The sequence below is a fragment of the Paenibacillus illinoisensis NBRC 15959 genome (assembly GCF_004000925.1).
Classification (GTDB): domain Bacteria; phylum Bacillota; class Bacilli; order Paenibacillales; family Paenibacillaceae; genus Paenibacillus; species Paenibacillus illinoisensis.
Genome location: NZ_BIME01000001.1, coordinates 1,107,168 through 1,130,102 on the forward strand (window position 1 = coordinate 1,107,168; position 22,935 = coordinate 1,130,102).

23 protein-coding genes and 1 pseudogene are annotated in these 22,935 nt (G+C 47.3%); 8 read left to right on the top strand and 16 right to left on the bottom strand.

The window, feature by feature from the left end:
- Positions 1-21: 21 nt before the first annotated feature.
- Complete coding sequence (locus tag PIL01S_RS04720; protein WP_127536468.1) at positions 22-1,233, top strand: MFS transporter; 1,212 nt, start codon at positions 22-24, stop codon at positions 1,231-1,233.
- A 90-nt stretch (positions 1,234-1,323) separates the two neighbouring features.
- On the opposite strand, the gene PIL01S_RS04725 is transcribed toward PIL01S_RS04720, so the two are convergent.
- Positions 1,324-2,529, bottom strand: a complete 1,206-nt coding sequence (locus tag PIL01S_RS04725) for a cytochrome P450 (RefSeq protein WP_127536469.1) — start codon at positions 2,527-2,529, stop codon at positions 1,324-1,326.
- A 423-nt stretch (positions 2,530-2,952) separates the two neighbouring features.
- Between PIL01S_RS04725 and PIL01S_RS04730 the strand changes: the two genes are divergently transcribed.
- Positions 2,953-4,167: an asparaginase gene (locus PIL01S_RS04730; RefSeq protein WP_127536470.1), complete on the top strand. Its 1,215-nt coding sequence runs from the start codon at positions 2,953-2,955 to the stop codon at positions 4,165-4,167.
- 640 nt (positions 4,168-4,807) lie between these two features.
- On the opposite strand, the gene PIL01S_RS04735 is transcribed toward PIL01S_RS04730, so the two are convergent.
- Positions 4,808-5,440, bottom strand: a complete 633-nt coding sequence (locus PIL01S_RS04735) for an O-methyltransferase (protein WP_127536631.1) — start codon at positions 5,438-5,440, stop codon at positions 4,808-4,810.
- Between the two features lie 242 nt (positions 5,441-5,682).
- On the opposite strand from PIL01S_RS04735, the gene PIL01S_RS04740 reads away from it, so the two are divergent.
- From PIL01S_RS04740 to PIL01S_RS04755, 4 genes are all read left to right on the top strand, one after another.
- The gene (locus tag PIL01S_RS04740) at positions 5,683-6,834 is read left to right on the top strand and encodes a THUMP domain-containing class I SAM-dependent RNA methyltransferase (protein ID WP_095358946.1); all 1,152 of its coding nucleotides are present in this window, start codon (positions 5,683-5,685) and stop codon (positions 6,832-6,834) included.
- A gap of 202 nt (positions 6,835-7,036) precedes the next feature.
- Positions 7,037-9,031, top strand: coding sequence for an LTA synthase family protein (locus tag PIL01S_RS04745; RefSeq protein WP_127536471.1), 1,995 nt, complete (start codon positions 7,037-7,039; stop codon positions 9,029-9,031).
- An 81-nt stretch (positions 9,032-9,112) separates the two neighbouring features.
- Entirely contained in the window at positions 9,113-9,517 is a 405-nt protein-coding gene (locus tag PIL01S_RS04750; protein ID WP_127536632.1) for a cytidine deaminase, read from the top strand.
- Between the two features lie 215 nt (positions 9,518-9,732).
- Positions 9,733-10,470, top strand: coding sequence for a DsbA family oxidoreductase (locus PIL01S_RS04755; protein ID WP_110759554.1), 738 nt, complete (start codon positions 9,733-9,735; stop codon positions 10,468-10,470).
- A gap of 151 nt (positions 10,471-10,621) precedes the next feature.
- Here PIL01S_RS04755 and PIL01S_RS04760 read toward each other — a convergent pair whose 3' ends face one another.
- The 3 genes from PIL01S_RS04760 to PIL01S_RS04770 all read right to left on the bottom strand — a co-directional run bounded on the left by PIL01S_RS04760 (position 10,622) and on the right by PIL01S_RS04770 (position 13,106).
- The gene (locus PIL01S_RS04760; RefSeq protein ID WP_127536472.1) at positions 10,622-11,527 is read right to left on the bottom strand and encodes a prenyltransferase; all 906 of its coding nucleotides are present in this window, start codon (positions 11,525-11,527) and stop codon (positions 10,622-10,624) included.
- Between the two features lie 285 nt (positions 11,528-11,812).
- Positions 11,813-12,643, bottom strand: coding sequence for an aldo/keto reductase (locus PIL01S_RS04765; RefSeq protein WP_127536473.1), 831 nt, complete (start codon positions 12,641-12,643; stop codon positions 11,813-11,815).
- A 181-nt stretch (positions 12,644-12,824) separates the two neighbouring features.
- The gene (locus PIL01S_RS04770; protein ID WP_095358951.1) at positions 12,825-13,106 is read right to left on the bottom strand and encodes a hypothetical protein; all 282 of its coding nucleotides are present in this window, start codon (positions 13,104-13,106) and stop codon (positions 12,825-12,827) included.
- Positions 13,107-13,309: 203 nt separating this feature from the next.
- Between PIL01S_RS04770 and PIL01S_RS04775 the strand changes: the two genes are divergently transcribed.
- Positions 13,310-13,708, top strand: a complete 399-nt coding sequence (locus tag PIL01S_RS04775; protein ID WP_164764166.1) for a hypothetical protein — start codon at positions 13,310-13,312, stop codon at positions 13,706-13,708.
- 81 nt (positions 13,709-13,789) lie between these two features.
- Here PIL01S_RS04775 and PIL01S_RS04780 read toward each other — a convergent pair whose 3' ends face one another.
- From PIL01S_RS04780 to PIL01S_RS04825, 10 genes and pseudogenes are all read right to left on the bottom strand, one after another.
- Positions 13,790-14,011, bottom strand: coding sequence for a YuzB family protein (locus PIL01S_RS04780; protein WP_127536475.1), 222 nt, complete (start codon positions 14,009-14,011; stop codon positions 13,790-13,792).
- A gap of 21 nt (positions 14,012-14,032) precedes the next feature.
- Entirely contained in the window at positions 14,033-14,335 is a 303-nt protein-coding gene (locus PIL01S_RS04785; RefSeq protein WP_095288056.1) for a heme biosynthesis protein HemY, read from the bottom strand.
- Between the two features lie 150 nt (positions 14,336-14,485).
- Entirely contained in the window at positions 14,486-14,737 is a 252-nt protein-coding gene (locus PIL01S_RS04790; protein WP_095288057.1) for a hypothetical protein, read from the bottom strand.
- 148 nt (positions 14,738-14,885) lie between these two features.
- Entirely contained in the window at positions 14,886-16,118 is a 1,233-nt protein-coding gene (locus PIL01S_RS04795; protein WP_127536476.1) for a M14 family metallopeptidase, read from the bottom strand.
- Between the two features lie 238 nt (positions 16,119-16,356).
- Positions 16,357-17,166 carry a glutamate racemase gene (racE, locus tag PIL01S_RS04800; RefSeq protein WP_095288100.1) on the bottom strand — a complete coding sequence of 270 codons (810 nt, stop codon included), beginning with the start codon at positions 17,164-17,166 and terminating at the stop codon, positions 16,357-16,359.
- A gap of 229 nt (positions 17,167-17,395) precedes the next feature.
- A complete protein-coding gene (locus PIL01S_RS04805) occupies positions 17,396-17,791 on the bottom strand; it encodes a YtxH domain-containing protein (protein ID WP_127536477.1) in 396 nt (131 codons plus the stop codon).
- A gap of 179 nt (positions 17,792-17,970) precedes the next feature.
- Positions 17,971-18,936 (bottom strand): DUF4261 domain-containing protein, encoded by a 966-nt coding sequence (locus PIL01S_RS04810; RefSeq protein ID WP_164764167.1) that lies wholly within the window; start codon positions 18,934-18,936, stop codon positions 17,971-17,973.
- 11 nt (positions 18,937-18,947) lie between these two features.
- Complete coding sequence (locus tag PIL01S_RS04815; protein WP_127536479.1) at positions 18,948-19,409, bottom strand: DUF86 domain-containing protein; 462 nt, start codon at positions 19,407-19,409, stop codon at positions 18,948-18,950.
- 175 nt (positions 19,410-19,584) lie between these two features.
- Complete coding sequence (locus tag PIL01S_RS04820; RefSeq protein ID WP_127536480.1) at positions 19,585-19,872, bottom strand: Dabb family protein; 288 nt, start codon at positions 19,870-19,872, stop codon at positions 19,585-19,587.
- Positions 19,873-20,122: 250 nt separating this feature from the next.
- Positions 20,123-20,506: pseudogene (locus PIL01S_RS04825) on the bottom strand (phage holin family protein); the annotation flags it as partial.
- A gap of 447 nt (positions 20,507-20,953) precedes the next feature.
- Here PIL01S_RS04825 and PIL01S_RS04830 point away from each other — a divergent pair.
- Positions 20,954-21,550 carry a helix-turn-helix domain-containing protein gene (locus PIL01S_RS04830; protein ID WP_095288064.1) on the top strand — a complete coding sequence of 199 codons (597 nt, stop codon included), beginning with the start codon at positions 20,954-20,956 and terminating at the stop codon, positions 21,548-21,550.
- Between the two features lie 222 nt (positions 21,551-21,772).
- Here PIL01S_RS04830 and PIL01S_RS04835 read toward each other — a convergent pair whose 3' ends face one another.
- The gene (locus PIL01S_RS04835; RefSeq protein ID WP_127536482.1) at positions 21,773-22,921 is read right to left on the bottom strand and encodes a sn-glycerol-1-phosphate dehydrogenase; all 1,149 of its coding nucleotides are present in this window, start codon (positions 22,919-22,921) and stop codon (positions 21,773-21,775) included.
- Between the last annotated feature and the right edge of the window lie 14 nt (positions 22,922-22,935).

Here is a 22,935-nt window from a genome sequence, read left to right on the forward strand (position 1 = left end):
CAGAAAGGGAGTGAAAGCACTTTGAAAACTTGGAAAGTAAACCTCATTGTGCTTTGGTTTGGACAGTTTCTGGTCAATTCGGGCATGACCATGATTACGCCTTTTTTATCCTTATACCTTGCCAAGGATTTAGGCGTCGTCGGTGAGCACGAGATTGGCATATGGGCGGGATTTATATTTGCTGCCAATTTCCTCACTTCATTTTTGTTCCAGCCCTTGTGGGGCAAACTGTCCGATAAGTATGGACGTAAAATTATGCTGCTGCGCTCCGGATTCGGGATGGCGATTGTGATCGCGCTCATGGGATTTGCCCAAAATCCCTGGCAGCTCCTCTTGTTGCGTTTGCTCAACGGTACCATCTCCGGTTTTAATCCGGCAGCCGTTTCCCTAATCTCGGGAACAACGCCCAAGGATCGCATGGGTTTCGCCATGGGGATAAGTCAGTCCGGACAGGTAGCCGGAACGATTCTCGGTCCGCTGATCGGCGGTTTGCTTGCGGATGCCGTTGGCTTCCGGCCCATATTCTACATTACAGGTGGCCTCATCTTTGCTGCATCGCTGCTGGCCATGTTCCTTGTTCGGGAAAAATTCGACCGCAAGGAAGCGGCCAAACTGCCTGAACAATCCGTTTTGTCCGGACTGAAGGAATTGAACAAGTCACCACAGCTGCCCGCATTGTTTGCTGTAACGTTCCTGCTGCAGTTTGCGATGATCAGCCCCATGTCACTCTTGCCGCTGTATGTACAGAAGCTGCATGCATCGGATGTAAACGTGGCATTCTGGGCAGGTCTTGTCGGTGCTGTTACCGGACTATCCAACATGGCCATGTCTCCAATACTCGGCAAGCTCAGTGATCGTATTGGAGCACACAAGGTATTGACCTTCTCTCTTATAGGTACGGGACTGCTGCTAATTCCACAAGCCTTCGTACAATCGGTATGGCAGCTCATTTTGGTACGTTTCGCCATGGGTGTATTCATGGGTGGTTTGCTGCCTAGCGTCAACGCCTTGATTCGAGCCTACACTCCAGATGGCATGATCAGTCGTGCTTTCAGTTTCAATACGAGTACGCTCGCTCTCGGGAATATGCTCGGAGCCGTAATCGGCGGTTTTATGGCAGGATTTATCGGCATTGAGGGATTGTTTATCGTATCTGGCGGACTCCTGTTAATCAATATGGTATGGGTTCGATTCAAACTATACAAAAAGCCTGCTCTCGTCAGGGAATCCTGAGCAGGACATCCCTTCACTTGGAACGCATCACCAAAAGCCGCATTCATTGCCCTAGGGACAAAGAATGCGGCTTTTTTCGTTATCACTTTGTTAAGACTGCTTAACGTGCTCAAATAGAATAGGGTATTCCTTCACACCAAATACAAACGCACTCTGGATTGGCTGCAGTGTCGTTCCCGGAACAAGCTTGATATCCTGCATCTGCTGCAGCATGGTGTGGAGTACAACTCTCGCCTCCAGACGGGCTAACGGGGCTCCCAGGCAAAAGTGAATGCCAAATCCAAATCCCATGTGCCGGTTCGGTTTGCGATCCTCGATAAATTGTTCTGCATCGCCGAAAACTTCGCTATCCCGATTGGCCGAACCCACCCACGAAATAACCTGAGTTCCCTCCTGAATGGCCTGCCCGTTCAATTCAACCGTTTCTTTAGCTACACGTCCAATCGCAACAATCGGCGGGTAGTAACGCAGCGTCTCCTCAACAGCTGATGCAACGTGCTCTGGATGTTCACGCAGCCGCTGCTGCAGCTCGGGTTGTTCTGCAAGAATGCGAACTGCATTGGTAATCAGATTGGTCGTCGTTTCATTACCTGCTGCAAGCAGCAAAATGCAAAAACCAACCAGTTCCTCCTCGCTCAGCTTCTTCCCTTCAATCTCTGCTGCCAGCAGCAAAGAGATTAAATCATCCTGTGGCTCCTGCCTACGTTCTTCCATAATGGCTGTAAAATAGATGGCCAGCTCCTGTTGATTTCGTTTTTTCTCTTCCATAAGCTCCTGAAAAGCTTCATCACTGTCATTGCGCGCCCCCTTAACCAAGGCGTCCGACCATACTTTAAACTTCTGCCGGTCTTTTGCAGGGACTCCCAGGAGTTCCGCAATGACGATAACAGGCAGCGGAGTCGCCAGATCATCGACCAGGTTCATTTGACCTTGGGACAACCGGGGAGTGATTAATTCATCGGCAATCTCCTGAATGCGCGGAGCAAGCGCTTCTATGGCCCTCGGTGTGAATGCCTGATTAACCAAGTCCCTTAACTGCTTGTGTTTGGGCGGATCCGTTGTAAGCATACTGGTGTTTGCACGATCACGTGCGGAAGAAAACAACTTGGGATTTTTCAGGACGTACTGCACATCTTCATAACGAAAGATATCCCAGCATTCACGGTGCTCATCGTATCGGACTGGAGTATTCTCACGAAGTTCGGCGTACACCTGGAAGGGAGATAGCTGCTGCTCTACTGCTTCCAGTTCCCGGATCGGAATATAATTGGCATACTTTCTGGGTGCTCGGTTCATCGTCATTCCTCCAATCGCTAATATATATTTATTTACATATAAGAAACACCATATATTATAGACTTTACTGTATGGTCATACAAATATTTGGCAATAATTGAGCCTCTTCTCCTAGGGAATGCCATTTAAATCCCACGAACCTCATTTTTCAATCAGGATAAAAGTCTTAGATGTCATTTTAATTAACACAAAAATCCCTACCGAGCTCTACCTCTCCTTTCATTTCTACTTTTAGCGGTTTATATTTATTCATTTAACCTTATAAATAATAGTTTTACTCTGAATATCTATCTATATAACGTTATAATCTCCGTTTTTCTACTATTGTCATATTAGTTAACATCAAATACAATCATCTCAATTGATTTACATAATATTCCGAACAAACATCACATGTTACTAACCTGAAGGAGAGTGCTAATTATGAGTAAACATTCAAATCTTCGTCCCTGGGCTGTATGGAGTACTGCTGCTTTAACCGCTCTGACCATCTCTTTGTCCCCAGTCGGAACTTATGCTGCTCAAGCAGCGACTGTAGAAGTGAGCGGAACAACAAGTGCGGTACAGTCCACTTCGCCTAGTACTCCAGCACGGAATACATCCATTCCGGCCTTGCCTCAATCCTCCAAACAATCTGCATTACCTAATGTACTTGTCATTGGAACAGGCGGAACGATTGCCGGTCAATCCGAGGATGCAACCAGCTTCCAAAATTACAAGGCAGGCACACTCCCCATTGAAGAAATGGTTGACGCGTTACCCGACAAACAGAAGATAGCAGATGTTAGCACGCTCCAATTCGGCAACTCAGGTTCTGGTTCATATACCATGGCAGATCTATACGATTTATCCCTTACCGTAGACAAGGCACTTGCACAGTATGACAGTGTCGTGGTTACGACAGGTACGGATACCATGGAGGAGATCGCTTATTTCCTTGACATGACGGTGCAGAGCGATAAGCCTGTGGTCATTACCGGCTCCATGCGACCATGGACCGTTATCGGTTCAGATGCCCAAGCGAACCTGTACAACGCCATCAAACTTGCGGGAAGCGGACGCACTACCTCGTTCGGAACGGTATTGATGCTGAACGACACGATTCAGCTTGCACGTGGTGTAACCAAAACGAATGACTATCGTACGGATACATTTGAGACGCCAATGCTCGGTGCTGTTGGTTACATCGATGAAGAGAATATCCGAATCTACCGTGCTCCGGCACGTGCACTGAAGCCTGAAGGCACAGCCAAGCCGGCATTTGATCTGAGCAAGATTACGAAGGCTGATCTGGCGAAAGTTGAAATTGCCATCTCCTATCAGGAAGCTGGCGGGGAAGCGATTGAAGGTTTCGTACGCGGCGGAGCCAAAGGAATTGTAACCTCCGGTACCGGAGCAGGCGGCATCTCCAGAGCAATGGGACAGGCCCGTACGAAAGCAATTGAAGAGGGCGTCATCTTTGTAACCACGACCCGTACAGGTTCAGGAAGTGTATATGGCGGCGGCAACGGTGTCATTGCCGGGGACAACCTCAGCCCTCAACAGGCACGTATTTTGCTCATGCTCGGCCTGTCATTCAGTGATGATTTTGAAACGATTAAAAAATGGTTTGAAACATACGGTACACCTGAAGTTTAATAGCTCTCATACTTTTATCCTTATTTTATAAAATGGCAAAAAGAGATGAACCCAGGCCCTGTGATCAGGGATGTGTTCATCTCTTTTTTGCGTTTTCAATTGTGTGTATTACTTTTCAACAACGCGGTGGGCTATTAATCCAATCAAAAGCGCAGCGAATTGTTCTTCATAAAAAATTAATCAATCCTTATATAAATTTTCTGATTAATTTCAAATACATTCTTATTTAATAAAATAATACTTAAAAAGATAAAAAATCAAAAGAACTAACACTGCAATAAGTACAAAATAAACTGGTAGTATTAAAAATGGCGTGTATATGTTAAGAAAATGAAATACGAAACCTGAGATCAGAAGCAAAGAAAGAAAAATGAATAAAGGTCTCAATTTAACACCTCTATATATAGAAATTTATAACTCCTTTTATACAATATTACCATAAAATTTCCTGAAAGGTAGTTATGACACCTTCTTCACTAATAATAAATTCATATTTAGATAAGATCTCAATAAAAAATCATTCTTAACGATCAATATTTTTCAAACTAAAAAAACTCCGACAGAATCAAGAATTTCCTCACTAACACAAGAGCGTGAGATCATGATTCATCGGAGTTTGATCTTTAGAAAATTTCCACTTCTACTTCACCCAGGCCAGCGCCAAGCCATCATAATCCGGCAACATGGTGGTGACAAGGCGCGGGTCACTCGCCATCTGCTCATTGAAACGACGCACAGCAAGCACAGCCGGGCCTTGCTTGTCCGGATTCAGCGTACGACCACGAAGGAAACAATTATCGCCTACAATGACAGCACCCGGCCGGGCCAGCTTAATAGCATAATCGAGATACACAGGATAATTCTCCTTATCTGCGTCAATAAAGAAGAAATCGAATGTGCGACCTTCCTGTTCCAATTGCTTCAGGCTGTCAGCCGCCGGGCCAATGCGATACTCTACCTTTTCGCCGAAGCCACCTTCCTCCAGATGCCCACGAGCCATCGCCGCGTATTCTTCTTTCAATTCCAGCGACGTCAGAGTTCCTCCTTCACTCATGCCGCGAGCAAGGCATATACCGCTGTAACCGCCCAATACGCCGATTTCCAGCACAGCCTCTGCCTTTGATGTCTTGGCGAGAAACGTAAGCAAACGGCCATATGCCGGTGCAACCGACACCTCAGGCATGTTGTTTGAACGGATGGCCTCTTTCACCTTTAATAACAGCTCATCCTCTTGAAATAATTGATTTACATATTCGTCAGGGGTAAGATTCACCACGTATATCCTCCTTGGACACTTGGACTGCTTTCCTTATGGATGCCAATGTTCTATAATGAATGTTTGTTATCAACACAGGCGGTTAGACTACAGTATCACCTGCTTCTTTAGCGAGCTTAGCGCTCACCGCATTTCTCATTGTAAGTTTTTTCACGGAATGCGGCAAGGCCGCACCGTTACTATACAGCTGGATGAAGGCATCGTCCTCTTCCGCTTGAAATGGAGTTGAAATGAAACACATGGCTCAATTGCAATTAATTGCGACCTCAGCAATGGGACTTGAGGCTGTTGTAGCTCGGGAATTGAAACAGCTGGGGTATGAGGATGTTACGGTCGAGAACGGCCGGGTTGTATTTACTGGAGATTATATTGATATTTGCCGCTGCAACTTGTGGCTGAGAAGTTCTGACCGTGTCCTTATCAAGATGGGTGAATTCCCGGCAACCACATTTGACGAATTGTTTGAAGGTACCAAAGCACTCCCTTGGGAAGAATGGATCCCAGCGAACGGTGAATTCCCTGTCGAAGGCCGCTCCCACAAATCCCAACTGAGCAGCGTCCCTGCCTCCCAAGGTATCGTGAAAAAAGCGATCGTTGAGAAACTGAAGCTGACACATAACACCGAATGGTTCCCCGAGAACGGGGCTCGTTATGTCATTGAAGTGATTTTGCTGAATGACCGCGCCCTGCTTACACTCGACACGACCGGACCAGGACTTCACAAACGGGGTTATCGTAAACTGGTGACGGAGGCTCCACTGAAAGAAACACTCGCTGCAGCGCTTATTCAGCTTAGTCGCTGGAACGTATCCCGCCCCTTCTATGATCCGTGCTGCGGTTCAGGCACCATGCTGATCGAAGCAGCCATGATCGGGTGGAACATCGCACCAGGACTGCGCCGCTCCTTCAACTCCGAGAATTGGGATGTCATCCCTAAAGAACTGTGGGAACAGGCTCGCGAGGAGGCATTTGATGCTGTTCGTGACGACGTTCCATTGCAGATTTCGGGTAGTGATATTGACCCTGAAGCGATCGAGGTAGCGCAGGCAGCGATCAAAAGTGCAGGATTTGCCAAGGATATTGAGGTCAGCGTACTGCCTGCACACCGCGCAAGACCTCAAGGGCAGTATGGTGTAATTATCACCAATCCGCCATATGGTGAACGCCTGAGCGAAGAGAAGGACGTCTTGAAGCTGATCCGCTCCTTAGGCCGCAGTTATCTCGAGATGCCGACTTGGTCCTTTTTTGCCATCACTTCAACCAAATCCTTCGAAGAAGCTTTTGGCCGTAAAGCGGATAAACGCCGCAAACTGTTTAACGGACGCATTGAGACCCAATACTATCAGTACTTGGGGCCGTTACCTCCGCGGAATTCATCACCGAAACAGTAATGATACGATTCAAACAGAACGCTCCTGCCTTCACGGCTGGGGCGTTTTTTTGTACGGTTATGCAACCAATGATCTGCATGAAGCACATCTGCTAGGGGCATAGTTGAAATGCCATGAAGGAGAGCTATAATGAATGGAGCCCTGTTTTTTACACTCCGTTAACATTAAATGAACAAAACACTGCAACTGGGAGGGAACCTTGATGGTCATCTCACAGCCTACACGCAGCATGACGCCGCGTAGGCTTCTTAATCATCCACTTACGTTATATCTCATTTTTCTAGTGCTGATGCTGCTGAAACTCATGTGGCTTCATCACAACCTGCACGCCTATAACATCACCATGGGTCTCCTGGATAAAGTCATTGCCATCGGCTCTTTGCTGCTCCTGTCCTTCTGGACCTGGTGGCTGCCTAGACGGGGCATGATCTTGTCTCTTGTCGTTCTCAATCTGCTCCTCACAGCGCTGATCTATGCCGATATGGTTTATTATCGATACTTTCAGGACTTTCTAACGATCCCTGTGTTAATGCAGGCCAGACAAGTTGACGCTCTGGGCGACAGCATTGCTACGCTCATACACGCCAGTGACTTGTGGTTCTTCGCAGACTGGCTTGCCATCATTCCGTATGGGGCAATCCTGCTATTCAGCAGGCGAAATCGTATCTCCCGTTTGTCTACAACCAGTAACGGGTTGGGGAATTACTCCAATTACCGCAGCAAGAAAAGAGGCATGCGCAGACTCACTGCAGGCGGCATTGCCTTGGTGCTCGGACTGTGTCTTGCGGTGGGGCCAATCTATTTTTACAGTAAAACGTGGGCCAAGGGGCTGTTCGACAATAATTGGTGGAACGTCTCCATGTACAACGTGACCGGACTTCTCGCTTTTCATGGATATGATCTGTACAACTATGCAAAAGACCATATCGGTTCCGGCCCCGAAGCCGATCCTGCAGATGTCGAGCAAGCCAAATCCTTTTTTGCTGACAGACAGAATAACGCTTCTAGTGAAAATGCCCTGTTTGGCAAGTACAAGGATAGTAATCTCATCATCGTTCAAGGAGAAGCCTTCATGAATTTCATGATCGGGCAAAGTATCGGTGGTCAGGAAATCACGCCGCATTTTAACGAACTGATGAAGGAAAGCCAATATTACAGTCATTTTTATCACCAAACAGGTCAGGGCAGAACATCGGATGCCGATTTTGGAGCCAATATTTCACTCCACCCACTGCCTGTTGGATCAGCTTTTGTTCGGTACGCAGACCACGCATATGATTCTTTGCCTTCAATACTGAAGGACAATGGATACAGCACCAATGTTTTTCATGCGTACGAGAGTGGATTTTGGAACCGTTATACAATGTATCAGAACATGAACTACGACAAATTTTACAGCAAAAATGATTTTGAACAGGATGATCCACTGGGCTGGTCCCTGTCTGATGAGTCTTTTTTCAGGCAATCCGTTCAGAAGATGGACAGCGAGATTACCGAGCCGTTCTATTCCTTCCTCATCACACTCAGCAGTCATCATCCATATGCACTCCCGCAGGATAAACAGCAGCTTGATGTAGGTGAGTTCGAGGGCACGATGTTTGGTGATTACCTGCAATCCGTTCATTATGTGGATTCTGCACTGGGCAGTATGGTGGAAGATCTGAAGAACCGAGGATTATGGGACAAAACCATCTTCATGTTCTATGGGGATCACGATAATTCGATCAAAGAACAAGCGCAGTATGAGCAGTTCCTTGGACGGTCCCTGAATGAACTGGATATGGAGCAAATCATGAATGAGGTCCCGCTGCTGGTGCATCTGCCGGACGGAGCCGAAGCAGGAACCGTAGACCAACCTACCGGACAACTGGATATCACTCCATCAGCGCTTCATTTGCTCGGCATCACAGATGAATATTATCACATGGGGAACGACATCTATGACGGATCATCCCGAACCGTTGTATTGAGAAGTGGTGCATTCACTGACGGTTCGGTGTTTTATATCCCTTCAGACGATTATATTTACGAGAACGGTTCATGTTATGATCTGTCCACCCGCAACAAGACAGACATCAGTGCGTGCAATTCCGGACATGATGAAGCTTTGAAGAGATTGCATGTGTCCGATACCGTCATAACGTATGACCTTATCCGGCAATTCCGTGAAGAAAACAGCGCAGAACCTGCTTCCTAGACACAGCTAATGCCAATGTCTTCGTATAGCAGCTTTTGATTAAAGGAGAAACATAAAATCATGACAATTCAATCCGAACCCTTGTCCATTGAACAAAAATTATATGATGAAGCGGCGAACTTTGTGAAGCATCGCTACCCTCAGGGTTGGGGCGGTGCAGCAGCAGTTTATACCGCAGCGGGTTCGCTGTTAATCAGCGTTGCTCCGGAAGTGATCAATGATGCCACACACCTGTGCATGGAGACGGGCGCCTACCTCGAAGCACATAAATTAAACGAGAAAGTTACTCACTCCATCTGCGTGGCACGAGATGACGAACATTCGGAATTCAAAGTGCTTACTCCTTGCGGGGTATGTCAGGAACGTTTATTTTTCTGGGGTGAAGATGTCAAAGCCGCTGTATATGACCCGGATGGAAGGTTAATCTATAAAAGACTGGACGAAATCCAGCCTTACCACTGGTCCCAGGCTTATCAGGACAAATAGGGATACAGTTCTGCTTCTTTATGTAATTCAAGTATTCAGGTACTTCCGAATCGAGCATTTCCACCTTTAATTACCACAAAAGTGTTAAGCGTGCAGCCCACTGCATGTTTAGCACTTCTTTTTTTGGAACAGCCCGATACCTGCCTTGCGTTATTTAGAAAGTCGCTTTATAATTGTAACTAAAATAGTTTCATTTATATGGAGGTTTAAAAAGAATGATTATTGAAATATGGTCTGACTTTATGTGTCCTTTCTGTTATATTGGCAAACGCCGTTTGGAAAATGTATTGGCTCAGTTCCCACACCGTGATGAAGTGAAACTGCAATTCAAAAGCTTCGAGCTGGATTCTAATGCTGAACTGAACAGCGGCAAAACGAACGCGGAATATCTGGCTGCCAAATACAATATGAGCGTGGAACAGGCAAAGGGCATGAATGCTCAAATGAATGCCAATGCCCGTACGGCCGGATTGGAATATAACATTGATGAGATGATCCCAACCAACTCGTTCTCCGCTCACCGCCTGACCCACTGGGCAGATACACAAGGCAAAATGCTTGAACTCAGCGAGCGTTTGTTCAAGGCCATTTTCATAGAAGGCAAACATGCTGGTGACACTGATGTACTGATTCAACTGGCCGAGGAAGTGGGTCTGGATCGCAACGCAGCTGCCGAGGTGTTGGCCAGCAATCAATTCGCGGAGCAGGTTCGTGCAGATCAGGCTGAAGGCGAGCAATTAGGCATTCGCGGCGTGCCATTCTTCGTATTCGACCGCAAATTCGCGGTATCAGGCGCGCAGCCGGACGACGTGTTCCGTGATGCCATTCAGAAGGCGTGGGATGAGCGCTCCCCTTTCACCATGGTTGAATCCAGCACAGCTAACGCCGATGCCGGCGGTGTGTGCACTGATGATGGATGCGAAGTACCGCAATCCGATAAACCATCCAAATAACACAAAAGCAGCAGGAGCAAGGGCAATCCCCTGAACCTGCTGCTTTTTTTCAACTTAAATCTAATTAATCCTTACGTAAAATTCATCCATATAAAATAAATAAAAAGTCCGACCTGCCTGACGCAGGACCGGACCCTATTTATACCCTCTTTTAGAGCAGCAGCCCTACGCACATGATTAGACCGCAGAGCACAGATGATTGCTGGGAAGCTCCCATAAGCGGCAGATACGTCTCGGACGGATTAACCTTGCCCAGTGATTTATAAACCTTATACATTGGGATAACGGAAATAATCGCGACAAGACCATAAACGGGCAAAGCATGGAACACCACACTTACGATCAAAAGGACATAAGCAAGGATCGTCATCAGCTTGGATAGACGAAGCGCCCGCTCTTCCCCCCACATGACGACCAGCGTCTTCTTGCCGATTTCACGGTCCGCACGCCAGTGCAGAAAATGATGGTTAAATAGCAGCATGGTGGTCAGCATGCCGACCGGCAAGGACAGTAGCAGCGGCGCAAGCGCAAACTCTCCTGTCTGTACATAGTAAGCACCCAGAACTGGCAGGATACCAAAGGAAACAAATATCCCGATCTCACTATAGCCTTTTCCGCGGTAGCCGAATTTAATTGGCGGCGCAACATAGAAATAAGCGATCAAAGCCCCGATCAGCGCAATAGCCAGGATCGGCCAACCGCTGACGATCGTAAGAATAAGACCACAGACCCCAGCCAGCACAAGGAATCCCCAGGTAATAGCCGCAAATTTCTTCTCGGTCATGGTTCCCGAAGTCAGAAACCCGGAGTGCGTCGAAATCGCACCTTCCGTCTCCGTTGCTTGGGTATCGGTTCCGTTCCGATAATCCCATAGATCGTTTACCATATTGGAAAAAATATGAGCTGACACCGCGCCTACTAGCGTCAGCAAAAACAAAAGAAAATGAAATTCTTTCTGCATGGCGTAGGCAGAGATGGTGCCTAGTATTACCGGAACAACCATTACCGTTACGGAATACAGTCGAGTCATATTTTTAAATAAAGCCCAATTACTCATGATGTATTTATGCCTCCTATGATGCTAAATCTTTAACACTTTGTGACGACGTTCACATAATATTAGATTATACACCAAATTGACATTGTTGTGATAGGAAATTTTTGTTCGTTATTACGACTGAATCTCTTCGGTTGCATGCGTTAAACGTTTTCCTTTAACAGAAGCATCACTTAGGAAGCATCCCTCGAACCCAAGTCGGGCAGCAATTTTGAAAGAGAGAAAAGGCCCTCTCCTTCTTGAAGAGGACCTTTCAGTTTATGGCATAGACATTGCTATCCTTACTCAATCCCAAAAGAGTTGATCCGGATGCGGCCCGGTTCTCTTACCAGAATCCAAGGCATCAATCGATCTAAGTTCATCCGGCGTTAACTCAAAATCAAAAATGTCTGCATTCTCACGAATCCGTTCGGGTGTAACGGACTTCGGTATGGTCACAATCTGATTTTGAATATCCCAGCGCAAAATGATCTGTGCCGGCGTCTTTCCATATTTTTGGGCAAGGCCCTTTAACGTGGATTCATTGTTCAGTTTTCCTCGCATGATGGGGCTCCAGGCTTCCAGCTGAATTCCCTGCTCCCCGCAGAAATCCTGCAGTTCCTGCTGAATCAGACCTGGATGCAGTTCCACCTGATTGACAGCAGGTACCGTTCCACCTTCATCTATGATTTCGCGCAAATGATGGATTTGGAAATTACTCACACCAATCGCCCGTACGCTTCCTTCGCTATATAGACGTTCGAATGCTCTCCACGTCTCCTTGTACTGGTCTCTTCCCGGCCAGTGAATTAAATATAGATCAATGACATTCAGTCCCAGTGCCTTCTGACTGGCCTCAAATGCTCTGAGCGTCGAATCGTAACCCTGATCCTCGTTCCAGAGCTTGGTTGTCACAAACAGCTCATTGCGGGCAATTCCACTGCTCGCAATGGCTTGTCCCACTTCTTCTTCATTCCCGTAGACAGATGCCGTATCAATACTGCGATATCCTACTTCCAATGCCGTCTCAACCGCTTGCTGCACTTCCTTACCCTTTGCTCTATATGTTCCAAATCCTAGCCAAGGCATCGTTACCCCATTATTCAGAATCGTGCAATCTGTAATATGTTTGGTCATTCTGTACCTCCCGTATGGAATTTGGCTGCTCAAGGTTTATTAACCTTCTGACAGAAATTTAAGCGTTCCCTTATCTTACTGTCCAGGGCGACCTATTTCCGGGAGATTCTTGAAAAGGCAGCATGAAAAAAAAGAACCCGCAACGCTCTATGGCATGCGGGTTCTGGTGTGACAGGAACAGCTATTGATTCCCTTGCCCGTTCTGACTCTGGATGGAGTTCAATCTTCTCTTCTCCTCAGAGAACATCTCTTCTGCCAGCTCGACACCCTGTCCTCCAAGCGAACGTTCAGCCTGAAGCATCGCCTGCTCCGTATGCGCCAATCGGCGCTCGGCCTGTTCAATGGTCTGCTCTGTAGGATGTGACATGGCCTGAGATACGGCAAAATGAAGTTTGTTCACTGCATTCTGCGCCTGAGATACGGTCGTATTCGCTTGCAAACTGGAATCATAACGCTTCGGCATGAGTTATTCCTCCTTGGGATCATGTTCCTGTTACCCCTTTAGGATGGATGATGAGGTCCTGCCTTATTCTTCTTTTGCATAAACAATTTATGAATGCAATGTCGTGACTCCATTTGAACCTGCATCATCCCCATGGTTGTAACCTTCCCCTAACTCACTGCGTTTATCTTATAGATGACTTTTTAGAAGAAAGAGGTGGTTGTTTGAAAAACCTGAGGATTCCGGTCATCATGTTGACTTTGTTATTGATAACCAGTGGCTGTGCTTCTGCAACGTATGAAATAACGGGTTATACAAGTTCCTCCATTATTGCCGATATTCCAGTTCCGACGAATGCCAAACCATTAAAAGTCACGACAGACTCAGCAAACCCCAATATTAAAATAAGTGAAACGTATGAATTGAAACATATCGGAGGTGAACAAGGCCTTTATACGCCTGCTGATTATTTTCAGAAATTACACGATGAAGGGTGGGTAGAGTTGGAGGAGAACCAAATGGGACATGTTCATTTCTTCAAAAAAAACGACACGGTAGTCGCTATCGAAATACGTGAGGATACCTTTGAAATTCATGAAATGAAAAAAGACGCTCCCCTATAATCCTCCCTAAGGTTCTTGGAACATTAAAAATACTACCAAGTTATCTCTGTGCACAAAAAAAGAGAGGCATCAGCCTCTCTTTTACTTCACGAATTTTGCGACTTTTGTCAGCACTTCTTCTTCCGTCGGCGCACTAATGTACCGACCGTTGATAAACACAAAAGCACGCTTCGCACACGGACCACAGTACGATTTACACCCAATCTTGATCTCCGTATCCGGAGCCATTTTCTCCAGCTTGGGTACAATCGACTTCAGTCTGATATGATTACACTTTTCGCATACGCGGATATCGTTAGCCATGAGTTCCCCTTCTTCGCAGCCTTAGTGGTCGCCGTGGTTGCCTTTGGAAGGGTTCGTGATGACAAATCCTTCTTGAGGAAGGTACAGGTAGTCAATTTTAACGCCATCCAGAAGTGGTTGATCATTCTCAAGAATAACATCGATCTCTTTGTCCGTAGATACTACGGTATCGTTTTCTTTAGGCGTGTCCAGATCAAGACCGTAGTGAGCGTGGTCACCGTGAGCATGCGTGATAACTACACGAAGTTTTTTCCCTTCGTTTTCGGGCTTGTCCAGCTCCAATTTCAATACTTTGGCAGCATTACGAGTAATTTTGCAGTTCATTTCGACTTCATCTCCTATATTGTAATTGCTGGTTCCAACAATTTCAGCATTTCTAAACTCCAGCATCTATTGTAAAGAAAGTTACTCCGCTTCGCAATAACATTGATGCAAAATCAAAGGTAAACCGTATCGATCTACCTCATGATTCCTTTAGGCGCGGGAGGGTAGCACCGGATATTTACGCTCCGCACGGCTGACAAACCAGTTCATGAGCAGCAAAGTAACACCAATATCATCGATAGGCATAAAAGGCATGACATCCGGTAGAACCCAATACAGTATGACCGGGATGATGAACAGCAGTTTCTCATGCAAAGGGATCTGCGGAGCCCGCAATAGGCGGGGCAGTCTCTTGAACACTTCAGTCCATCGTTTGAACGACAGCAGTCTTCTCCACTTCATGTGAATCCCTCCATATTCTTCATGAGCCAATGAAGGCGCATGATCGTATTCCACTCATTACCCTTTTAAGAATAGTATGATAACCAAAAAAAGACGGGACGCTGTCACAGCGCCCGTATGTTATATACGAAATGGGAAGCTTGAAGTTTCATGACAGGGCTTCTGTTCCGGTTTCCCCATCCGACAGCAGCTCAGCCAGCAGCAGACCTACCTCGACGCAGATATCATCAAACTGTTCAACAGGTAGTGGGTTGACGCCGAGTCCGACTTCCACCGTGAAGCCCGGCTTCCGAAACTGTTGAATGAACCAGTCCTTGTATCCCGCATCGCTTCCACCTAATTTAACTGCTTTGTAACCCGAGGCCCGTGCCAACCTGCGCGATAACGGCGCACTCTCTCTGGGCTCCAAATCACGGTAATTCCAATAGATCTCTTGCCCCTGACTGTGCAGGGAAACGACAGCAGCGAAGCTGTGTTGTTCTGTCCACTCTGCAAGTGCCTTTGCTTCTGGCTCAGATAACGGTGCCTTGCCTGCATAGTCTCGGGGACCGGGTGATGTAATGCCTCTCCGCGCTGCCTCTTCCTCCCAGTGAGCCGGAAATTGATCGTTCAGATCAACCCCTCTGATATTGGCTTTCCAATGGGTAAAATGTGGACGTCCAGCATTCCATGCAAGCAGCTGCTTGGCATGTGGATGTCTGTTTACAACCCCCTCCTGAACGAGCTCCACTCCATCCGGATTGACCATAGGCACGACCCACAATGTCGTTTCCTGCATCCAACGCTCTGTCCTGAATTGTTGCCAAGGCACGCTGTCAGTGTATGCCCTCGCATATTCTTCAACAAAACGCATGATTACCGCACTCGTAAGCCATTCATTGGCATGAACGGAAGCATTAACGTGAATATGGCGCGGTCCTTCCCCAATCTTTACGTAGGGTATAGCCTTCCCCATGACGCTTGCACCGATTGTACCTGTGGAGATGAACGGATAATGCTTCTCAAGCAAAGCGACATCCCGGCTCAATTCACGGTAACCGTATTCACCCTGTAACCTGACAATAGTTTTACCATTTGAATCCGGAATATGAATACACCGCCCACACCAATCCTCAATGTTCGCAAATTCGGGATTGGCGTCACGCAGCTCTTTTTCATTCAGGCCAAAACGTTCTGCGATCCACCCCACGTTTTCCCCAGGCTGAACAGCATATCTGCGACCGGTTCCCGGCAGGATTCGCAGCATCTGCCCGGCAAACAAGTAGGGTTGCGCTGCTGCCTCCGGGTTCAGGGCAGCCAGCAATGCCCTCGTCATGTGGTGCGCAGAGGCAATACGGGATAAGGTATCCCCTGACTGAACAATAATCCACTGAAGCTCCATGGTGTCTCCTTTCCCGGCAGGAGAATGCAGTTCTCCCCGTCCTATGCTCTTATTGTGCTACCCTAATATGTATGCGAACCCGGTTGTCCGTCATGTGACATGAATCACGCGAGCCTTTTTCATGCGCTGTTATTCGAGTAAATAAAAAACCGGAGCGCCAGGGCTCCGGAAATGACCGATGAGTGCAGTGGGTTAAGCTTCAACCTCAACTCCAATATGAATGGGTAATACTGCTAAGTTACGTTAATCGGGTGACCTGCCAAACAACAGGGGTTTTCGAGATTTGTTCTCCCAACCACTGGCGGGTAATATTCTGGAACATGCGCGGGTCTCCCGTACAGAAAAATTGATGCACCGGTGTCTCATCCCCACTTGCCAGCTTTCGTTTATCATACAAAATCGTACTGATTTCCCTCGCCGTCTCATCTGCCGAACTGATCAATTTCACTTCCTGTCCCATGACTTCCTGGATCGTTTCCATGAGAAATGGATAGTGGGTACAACCCAAAATGAGACAGTCAATTGGCTGTTGTTTGATCTGACCCAACGACTGCTCCACCGCAAGTGTTGTTTGTTCGGAACGAAATTCACCCTGCTCTACCAGAGGCACCAATGCGGGGCAAGCCTGACTGACGACATCAATATAGGGGGATAACTGCTTAAGTGCCGAAGTATATGCACCACTTCCTATCGTTCCCACTGTACCGATTACGCCAATGCGCCCTGTTCGAGTAGCCGTAATGGCAGCACGTGCCCCGGGATGGATGACCCCAATGACAGGCACATTCACCTTCGCCCGGATATAGTCAAGGGCTGCAGCCGTGGCTGTGTTACAGGCGATAACGATAACCTTCGGATCGAACTGGATCAAGAAATCAACGATTTGTTCCGTAAATTGTTTAACTTGTTCGGACGAACGGGGTCCGTACGGTGTCCGGGCAGTATCTCCAAAATAAATGATCTTTTCCCGCGGGAGCTGACGCATCACTTCCTTGGCGACGGTCAATCCCCCTACACCGGAGTCTAATATAGCGATTGCTTGCTGCACGAACACACCGCTTCCTTCTTCATTGAATTGGTTCTGATAACGATTTGGGTTCCAGAGCTTTCTTCCTACCGTATGATTATTCCGGCAAAAAGGTACCTACATCTTACCCGATTTCATCTCAGGGTTCAAATAAAACACCGCACGCTGCGGCTTCCACATCATTGTCGCACACAACAAAGCAGGCTCTCCTCATTCTTCGAGGAAAGCCTGCTTATTGCCAAGCATTGCTTCAGATATTGTCTTTTGAATCATCTGCAGTCAGCTTCGCAACGACCTCAATGCCAGACTCATTTTCATCGTTATTCACAGAAGAATCTACCGACGAATCCGAGTCGGTAATGACAGCAGATACACGTAATTCCTTCCCTTCAGCGCAATTCCGCCAGGATTGGATATCCTGGATGACAACGTCTGCCGTTTCTTTTACTTTGGATACGATCTGTGAGCTTTGTTCGCCGACCTTAACGGCCAGTTCCTGACCTTTCTCGGTGACCTGACGCGCACCTTCCGAAATATCCTGACGCAGCTCACGTCCGGATTTAGGCGCCAACAGCAGCGCTGTTACAGAACCCACTACCGAACCGATCAATGCTCCCCACAACAAACTTTTGTTTGAATCCTTCACGTTGCATCTCTCCCTTTACCTTAATGAAGTACCGGATACCAAGCAACAATACATCTTGATGCTTATTGATCCGGGCGAATGCCTACTCTGTTGATGCAGTATAAGCAGCAAGGGCTTGACCTGACACTCCAGATAGCAAAAACTTTTTAAATCCCGTATTGCGCATTAGAATGTCAGCATTAATGATGCCGAGAAGATTCGAGCGGCTGTGCAACATGGGCATCTCCCGGATCGAGATCAATGACATAACGGCCAGGCGCAATCAGCGCAGCCTGATGCTCACAGCGCCAGCGTCTTCCTCCAGAAGAGCCCAGTGTCTGTCCGTCCTGCAGAACATCACCCTGATCGAATATGTAATAGGCTGCCCCAAGCAATGTCTGGGCTACCGTATCCGGATCCAGTCCCGTAAAGTGACACTGCACATCGGGAACACCGAGCGCGGACAACCCAACGGTATCCATAACCAGTTCACGCTGTTCTTCCGTTCCACCTGCCTGATACATGCGGACATTCATTGCTCCATAGAGATGTTCTTCCCGCTTCTGTGACTGAATGTAAGCCTCCGGCTCAACCAGCTTGTCACTGCCGTACCAATACATCCCCTCACAAGGCAGAACTTCCATGACTGCCTGGAGCGTATTCTGGAACAATTCCAGACGCTGTTTGCGAGACATGGCTGCAGAGAACATATCATGAAGCCGGATCGAATACTGCGCTGTCTTCACGGTCTCTCCTGCTTCCGGCCAGTGCCAGGCTTGCTGCACTGCCCCACCGAAGCGGGAACGATCCTTGATCTCGTTCACAGGAAGCATGCAGGTCTGTGCAGGTATATTCCCTTCCTCAAATGAAACCGGATGATCCATATGATAGAAAACAAGCATGTCCAGGTTATGCTCTGGAGTATCACTTTTCCCGATCTCCGTCGCTGCCTCATCCGTCTTATTCTGTGAGGCGCGTTGATCATTGACCTGCTTCACAGCCAGACGGACTTGTCCGGTATAACGAGTAAGTGCATTCTGCAGCCGGATCCGGTCTATTTTAGGTTGCTCTCGAAATAACAGCTCTACCATATAAACAGGGTGAAATCCGGAAGGAATATCATTCGCTTCATTTTTCTCTATTTCATCTTGCCTTTCATTTGTCATGCTGGTTCCCCTCATTCCTTACTCTGTCCCTCGGTATGACCTTGCTGAAATGGACCAAGTTCTTTTTCCACATAGATACTAACCTGCTCAGCAAACTGTTCCAGAATAGATGGTACCTCTGCGCTTAACGGGTGCAATTCTCCCCGCTCCCAGCTGAAGTAATCCTGTACCAGCGGCTTGCGCAGCGACACGAGACGCTTCAGCACCTCGTAAGTCGAAACGTCAAATACCTTCTCTTCGTGATTGATTTGAATAATGTCATCATAACTGCTGGCATCCCGCATAATGAAACCATCAATAAGATAACTTCCCACATCCGTTACAATCTCAATAGCCAGATGAAGACAGCGTTCCTGGACCAGACCAAGCATAAGACTGCCATCCCAAGCTTGCGTTGCCCGGCGGAGCCCTTCGGCTACTTCCGGCACGGCAGCAAGTCTGCGGGCAATCTGTTCTCTGTTTACGTAATACAATGCAGTCACTTCCCGTTCAGTGAATTATCGATTCCGTTTCCCTCTTCGCTTAAGCCAGAATAGCATCACCGGACAAGCGATCAAAAACACGATAAAAATATATAAAAATTCCATAACGTCTCTTAAATCGCTCATGCCCAGTCTCCTTTAACAACTGCAGAATGAAATGATTAAATTAGATCTCGTAATCCACTGCGATCGACTGTTCTCTGACCTCGTTCATATACTGGATGACTTCCTGATGAAGCGGGTGGACCTGGTAGGCCTGCAGATCTTCCAGTGATGCAAATTCGGCTGTCAATGAGATGTCGAAAGATCTGTCAGAGCGAAGCACATCCACGCCAACTTCCAATGAGATCAGGACATCAATTTTGCCTTGCAAGTTGCGAAGAACGTTTGCAGCAGCCTCAATGGTTTCTGGAGAACGATCTTTCATTTTAAAAAGAACAATATGTTTAATCATTGAACAAGCACCCCGTTTGCATATATTAGTGGAAATGAATGAATTTTCGTGTAACCAAAATATATCATAACGTTAGTTATTGCGAAAGGATACTTGTAAACGTTCTCTAAACGATAAAACAATGCTATGCTGAACTGTTCTTTTTTGCATTATCTTCATCCTGTGCAGGAGATGTCTCTTCTGAAGGGGTTTTCGAATCAGCTTCAGGTGCCTCTACTTGCGGTTTGGACCACTCCCGATCCGAAAGGTCTTCCTGTTTCTTCAGCACGGCAATGGCTTGTCTGAGCTTATCAGGCAGCGGAAGACCAATCCTGGCATAGTTTTCAGTAATGGAAATTAACTCGTTAACCAAGTAGAAGTAGATGGCTCCTCCCTTGATAATGTCTGTTCCCATAAGCAGATCAATACGGTGAGCAAGAAGGATAACGGTCAGCATTAGCCCCTTGCGGGCAAGTCCCCAGAACCCGATGTTGCTATTTAACCCTGTTCCCGACCTCACCGCTGCAGCGAGACCTGTAACATAATCCACAGCCATCGCAATGACAAGCAGACTCAGCAATTCATCCCAAACGCCAAAAGCAAACGTTACGAACGCTCCGGAAATTGCAGCAAAGGTATTTACGGCTGGACTCACGTTTTCACCCCTCTCTCTGAATTGATCATTATACAAAATATGTAAGAGTTAGAGATTTTGACAGACCAATCGCCCGGTTCAACTTGCGGATTTTATTTTCGGATTTGTGCACATCATTCCGGGATAAAGATTAGTACTGTCCCAATTTTTTGGTGGATTTTAGGTAATAATCCGCATCATATCAACTAAAATCAGAGAAAAGTATAAAAGTCCTATAAATAGTCTTAAAGACCTAATTTATTGGTTTTCATGTTCTCTTTGATCCCTGAAATTTAGTGAAACATTGTAATCTAGGAATATACTAGGAAACGAATTGCACATACCCTAGTCCATAATTCCCTCCTTTAACTTTCTCAAAGGATTGAGCCCAATCCAAACCAGTGCACCTGGCACTTGAAAGTACCCCGGTTCTTATTGTAGTATTTGGTTAAAAAAATCGGAGGAAATATGCCTAATCAACCAGAACAACATTCCATCCAGGCGTGGTCTCTGATCAACCGTAAATACTTGGGAAAAGGCGTCCGTGTTAAACGATTCCGTAAACCGACACGCTGTCAAATCCGAAACCGCGTTCTTCTAGCCGTGCTGATGGCCAATGATATCAAGTTGTCCCAGCTTGCCGAAGATCTATCCATCTCATCACGCAGCGTGAGCGCGTGGGTGTATGAGGGGCGGATACCCGGCAGTACCAATTTGGACAAAGCGTGCCAATTGCTAGGCTACCCGCGTCACATTCTCTTCAATGAAGAAGTGGTACGCAAAAGCCCGGTCATTTGTCAGCCCGAGCCTTCCCGTTTCATGAAGCGTACGGTGACCCGATCTCCGGTTAGCAACCGTATTCTGACAGGCTTGTGTATGGTCCATGATCTGTCGGTGACAGATGTCAGCCACTGGATCGGGGTTCATCCCGGCACTTTCCGCAAATGGCTGCATCAGGGAACGCTGCCTTCTGCCGCGTTTCAGGAACAAGCGGAACAATTTTTCCGCATCCCGAAAACCATCTTGTTCGCAGATGTCATCCTGAAAGACCGTCGCAACAACTAAATAAGCGAACAAACAAAAGGCTCTGTTCTTCCCACACGGGAAGACAGAGCCTTTTTAAATGAAACATACCTCTTGATACACCTGTCACGTGCATCCCCTTCACTTTGCTCCAGCAACTTGTTCGAACTTATAATAAACCGCTGTCGTATTTGTACGTACAAATAAGGCCGAAGCACAGAGCCATTCCGATATTTTTTATCCGATGTACAGGTTGGTTTTATTTTAAACTACGTTCAAAGATTCATTAATATATTTGAGTCCGGTATATCGCTCTCTAAGTGTATGTGCCGTTGCAAATGCATGTTCCACCATATCCGGTGTAACCCCAAGCTGATCTGTTGTGGTCGGACCCCCAACCTGCTCAAGCCATGCCGTAAGCTGTGACGCATCAGGTAAAGTAGCATACACATCAAAAACAGGTTCTCGGGACAGACTCGCAAGTTCCTTGTAGCGCTCTGTAAGAAGCACGCAAGCTACGCCGACTTTGGCCCCATGCAGAACAGGTTTCCGGCCCGCTACCATCAATTCCATCTCCCAACGATGAGAAATATGATGCTCACCGCCGGATGCCGGACGGGAATGATCAATAATTAGCATGGAGGCACCGGAAATGATTAGCGCATCCATCAATGCGGTTATACCCTCAGCTCTTCCTTCGGCGATGGCTTGCACATTTTCGATGCAGGCCGTCAGCGCTTCTTTCGTCATCCGATAAGCAACCGGACAGAATGGCTCCCCGCCCAGGTCACGCGACACAATCCAATCTGCCAGAGACGTATATTTGCCTAACATATCACCGAATCCCGCCGCCGTCATTGCTTGGGGAGCCTGCTGGGTAATGTCAATATCCGCAAAAATCGCTTCGGGCGGTACAGCCTGAAACGTCTGCTTGATGCCGCTTACAATGAGCGGCGCTCCTGCTGAAGTGAAGCCATCAACCGATGCCGCTGTTGGGACAGACAGAAATGGCTTGTTCATTTTGGCACAGACAAATCGCACCAGATCATGTATGGTCCCCGATCCCACTGCGATAATGGCCTGAGTCATTTGTTTTACACCAAGCAGTACCTGCACAATCGCAGCCTCATCGGCAATGATATCCCCCGCACTGTTCTCCGGCATCTGGAATTCATCCGCTATGAGGCCCGCATCCCGCAGGCTTTTTACCACCTCATAACCCGCCGCAGGACCTGTCTGGCCATCATATACCACAGTAACCTGGTTATAGCCCTGTTCCAACAGGTACCCCGGTAATCTACGAATTGCACCATGTTCCAAAAAGACCTGCATTTGCACCAGCCGATGATCATGTCCACAGGTACACTGCTGTGCTTCCGCATTCCAAGCGGCAATGCGTTCGTTCATATTCATGTGTTCGTAACCTC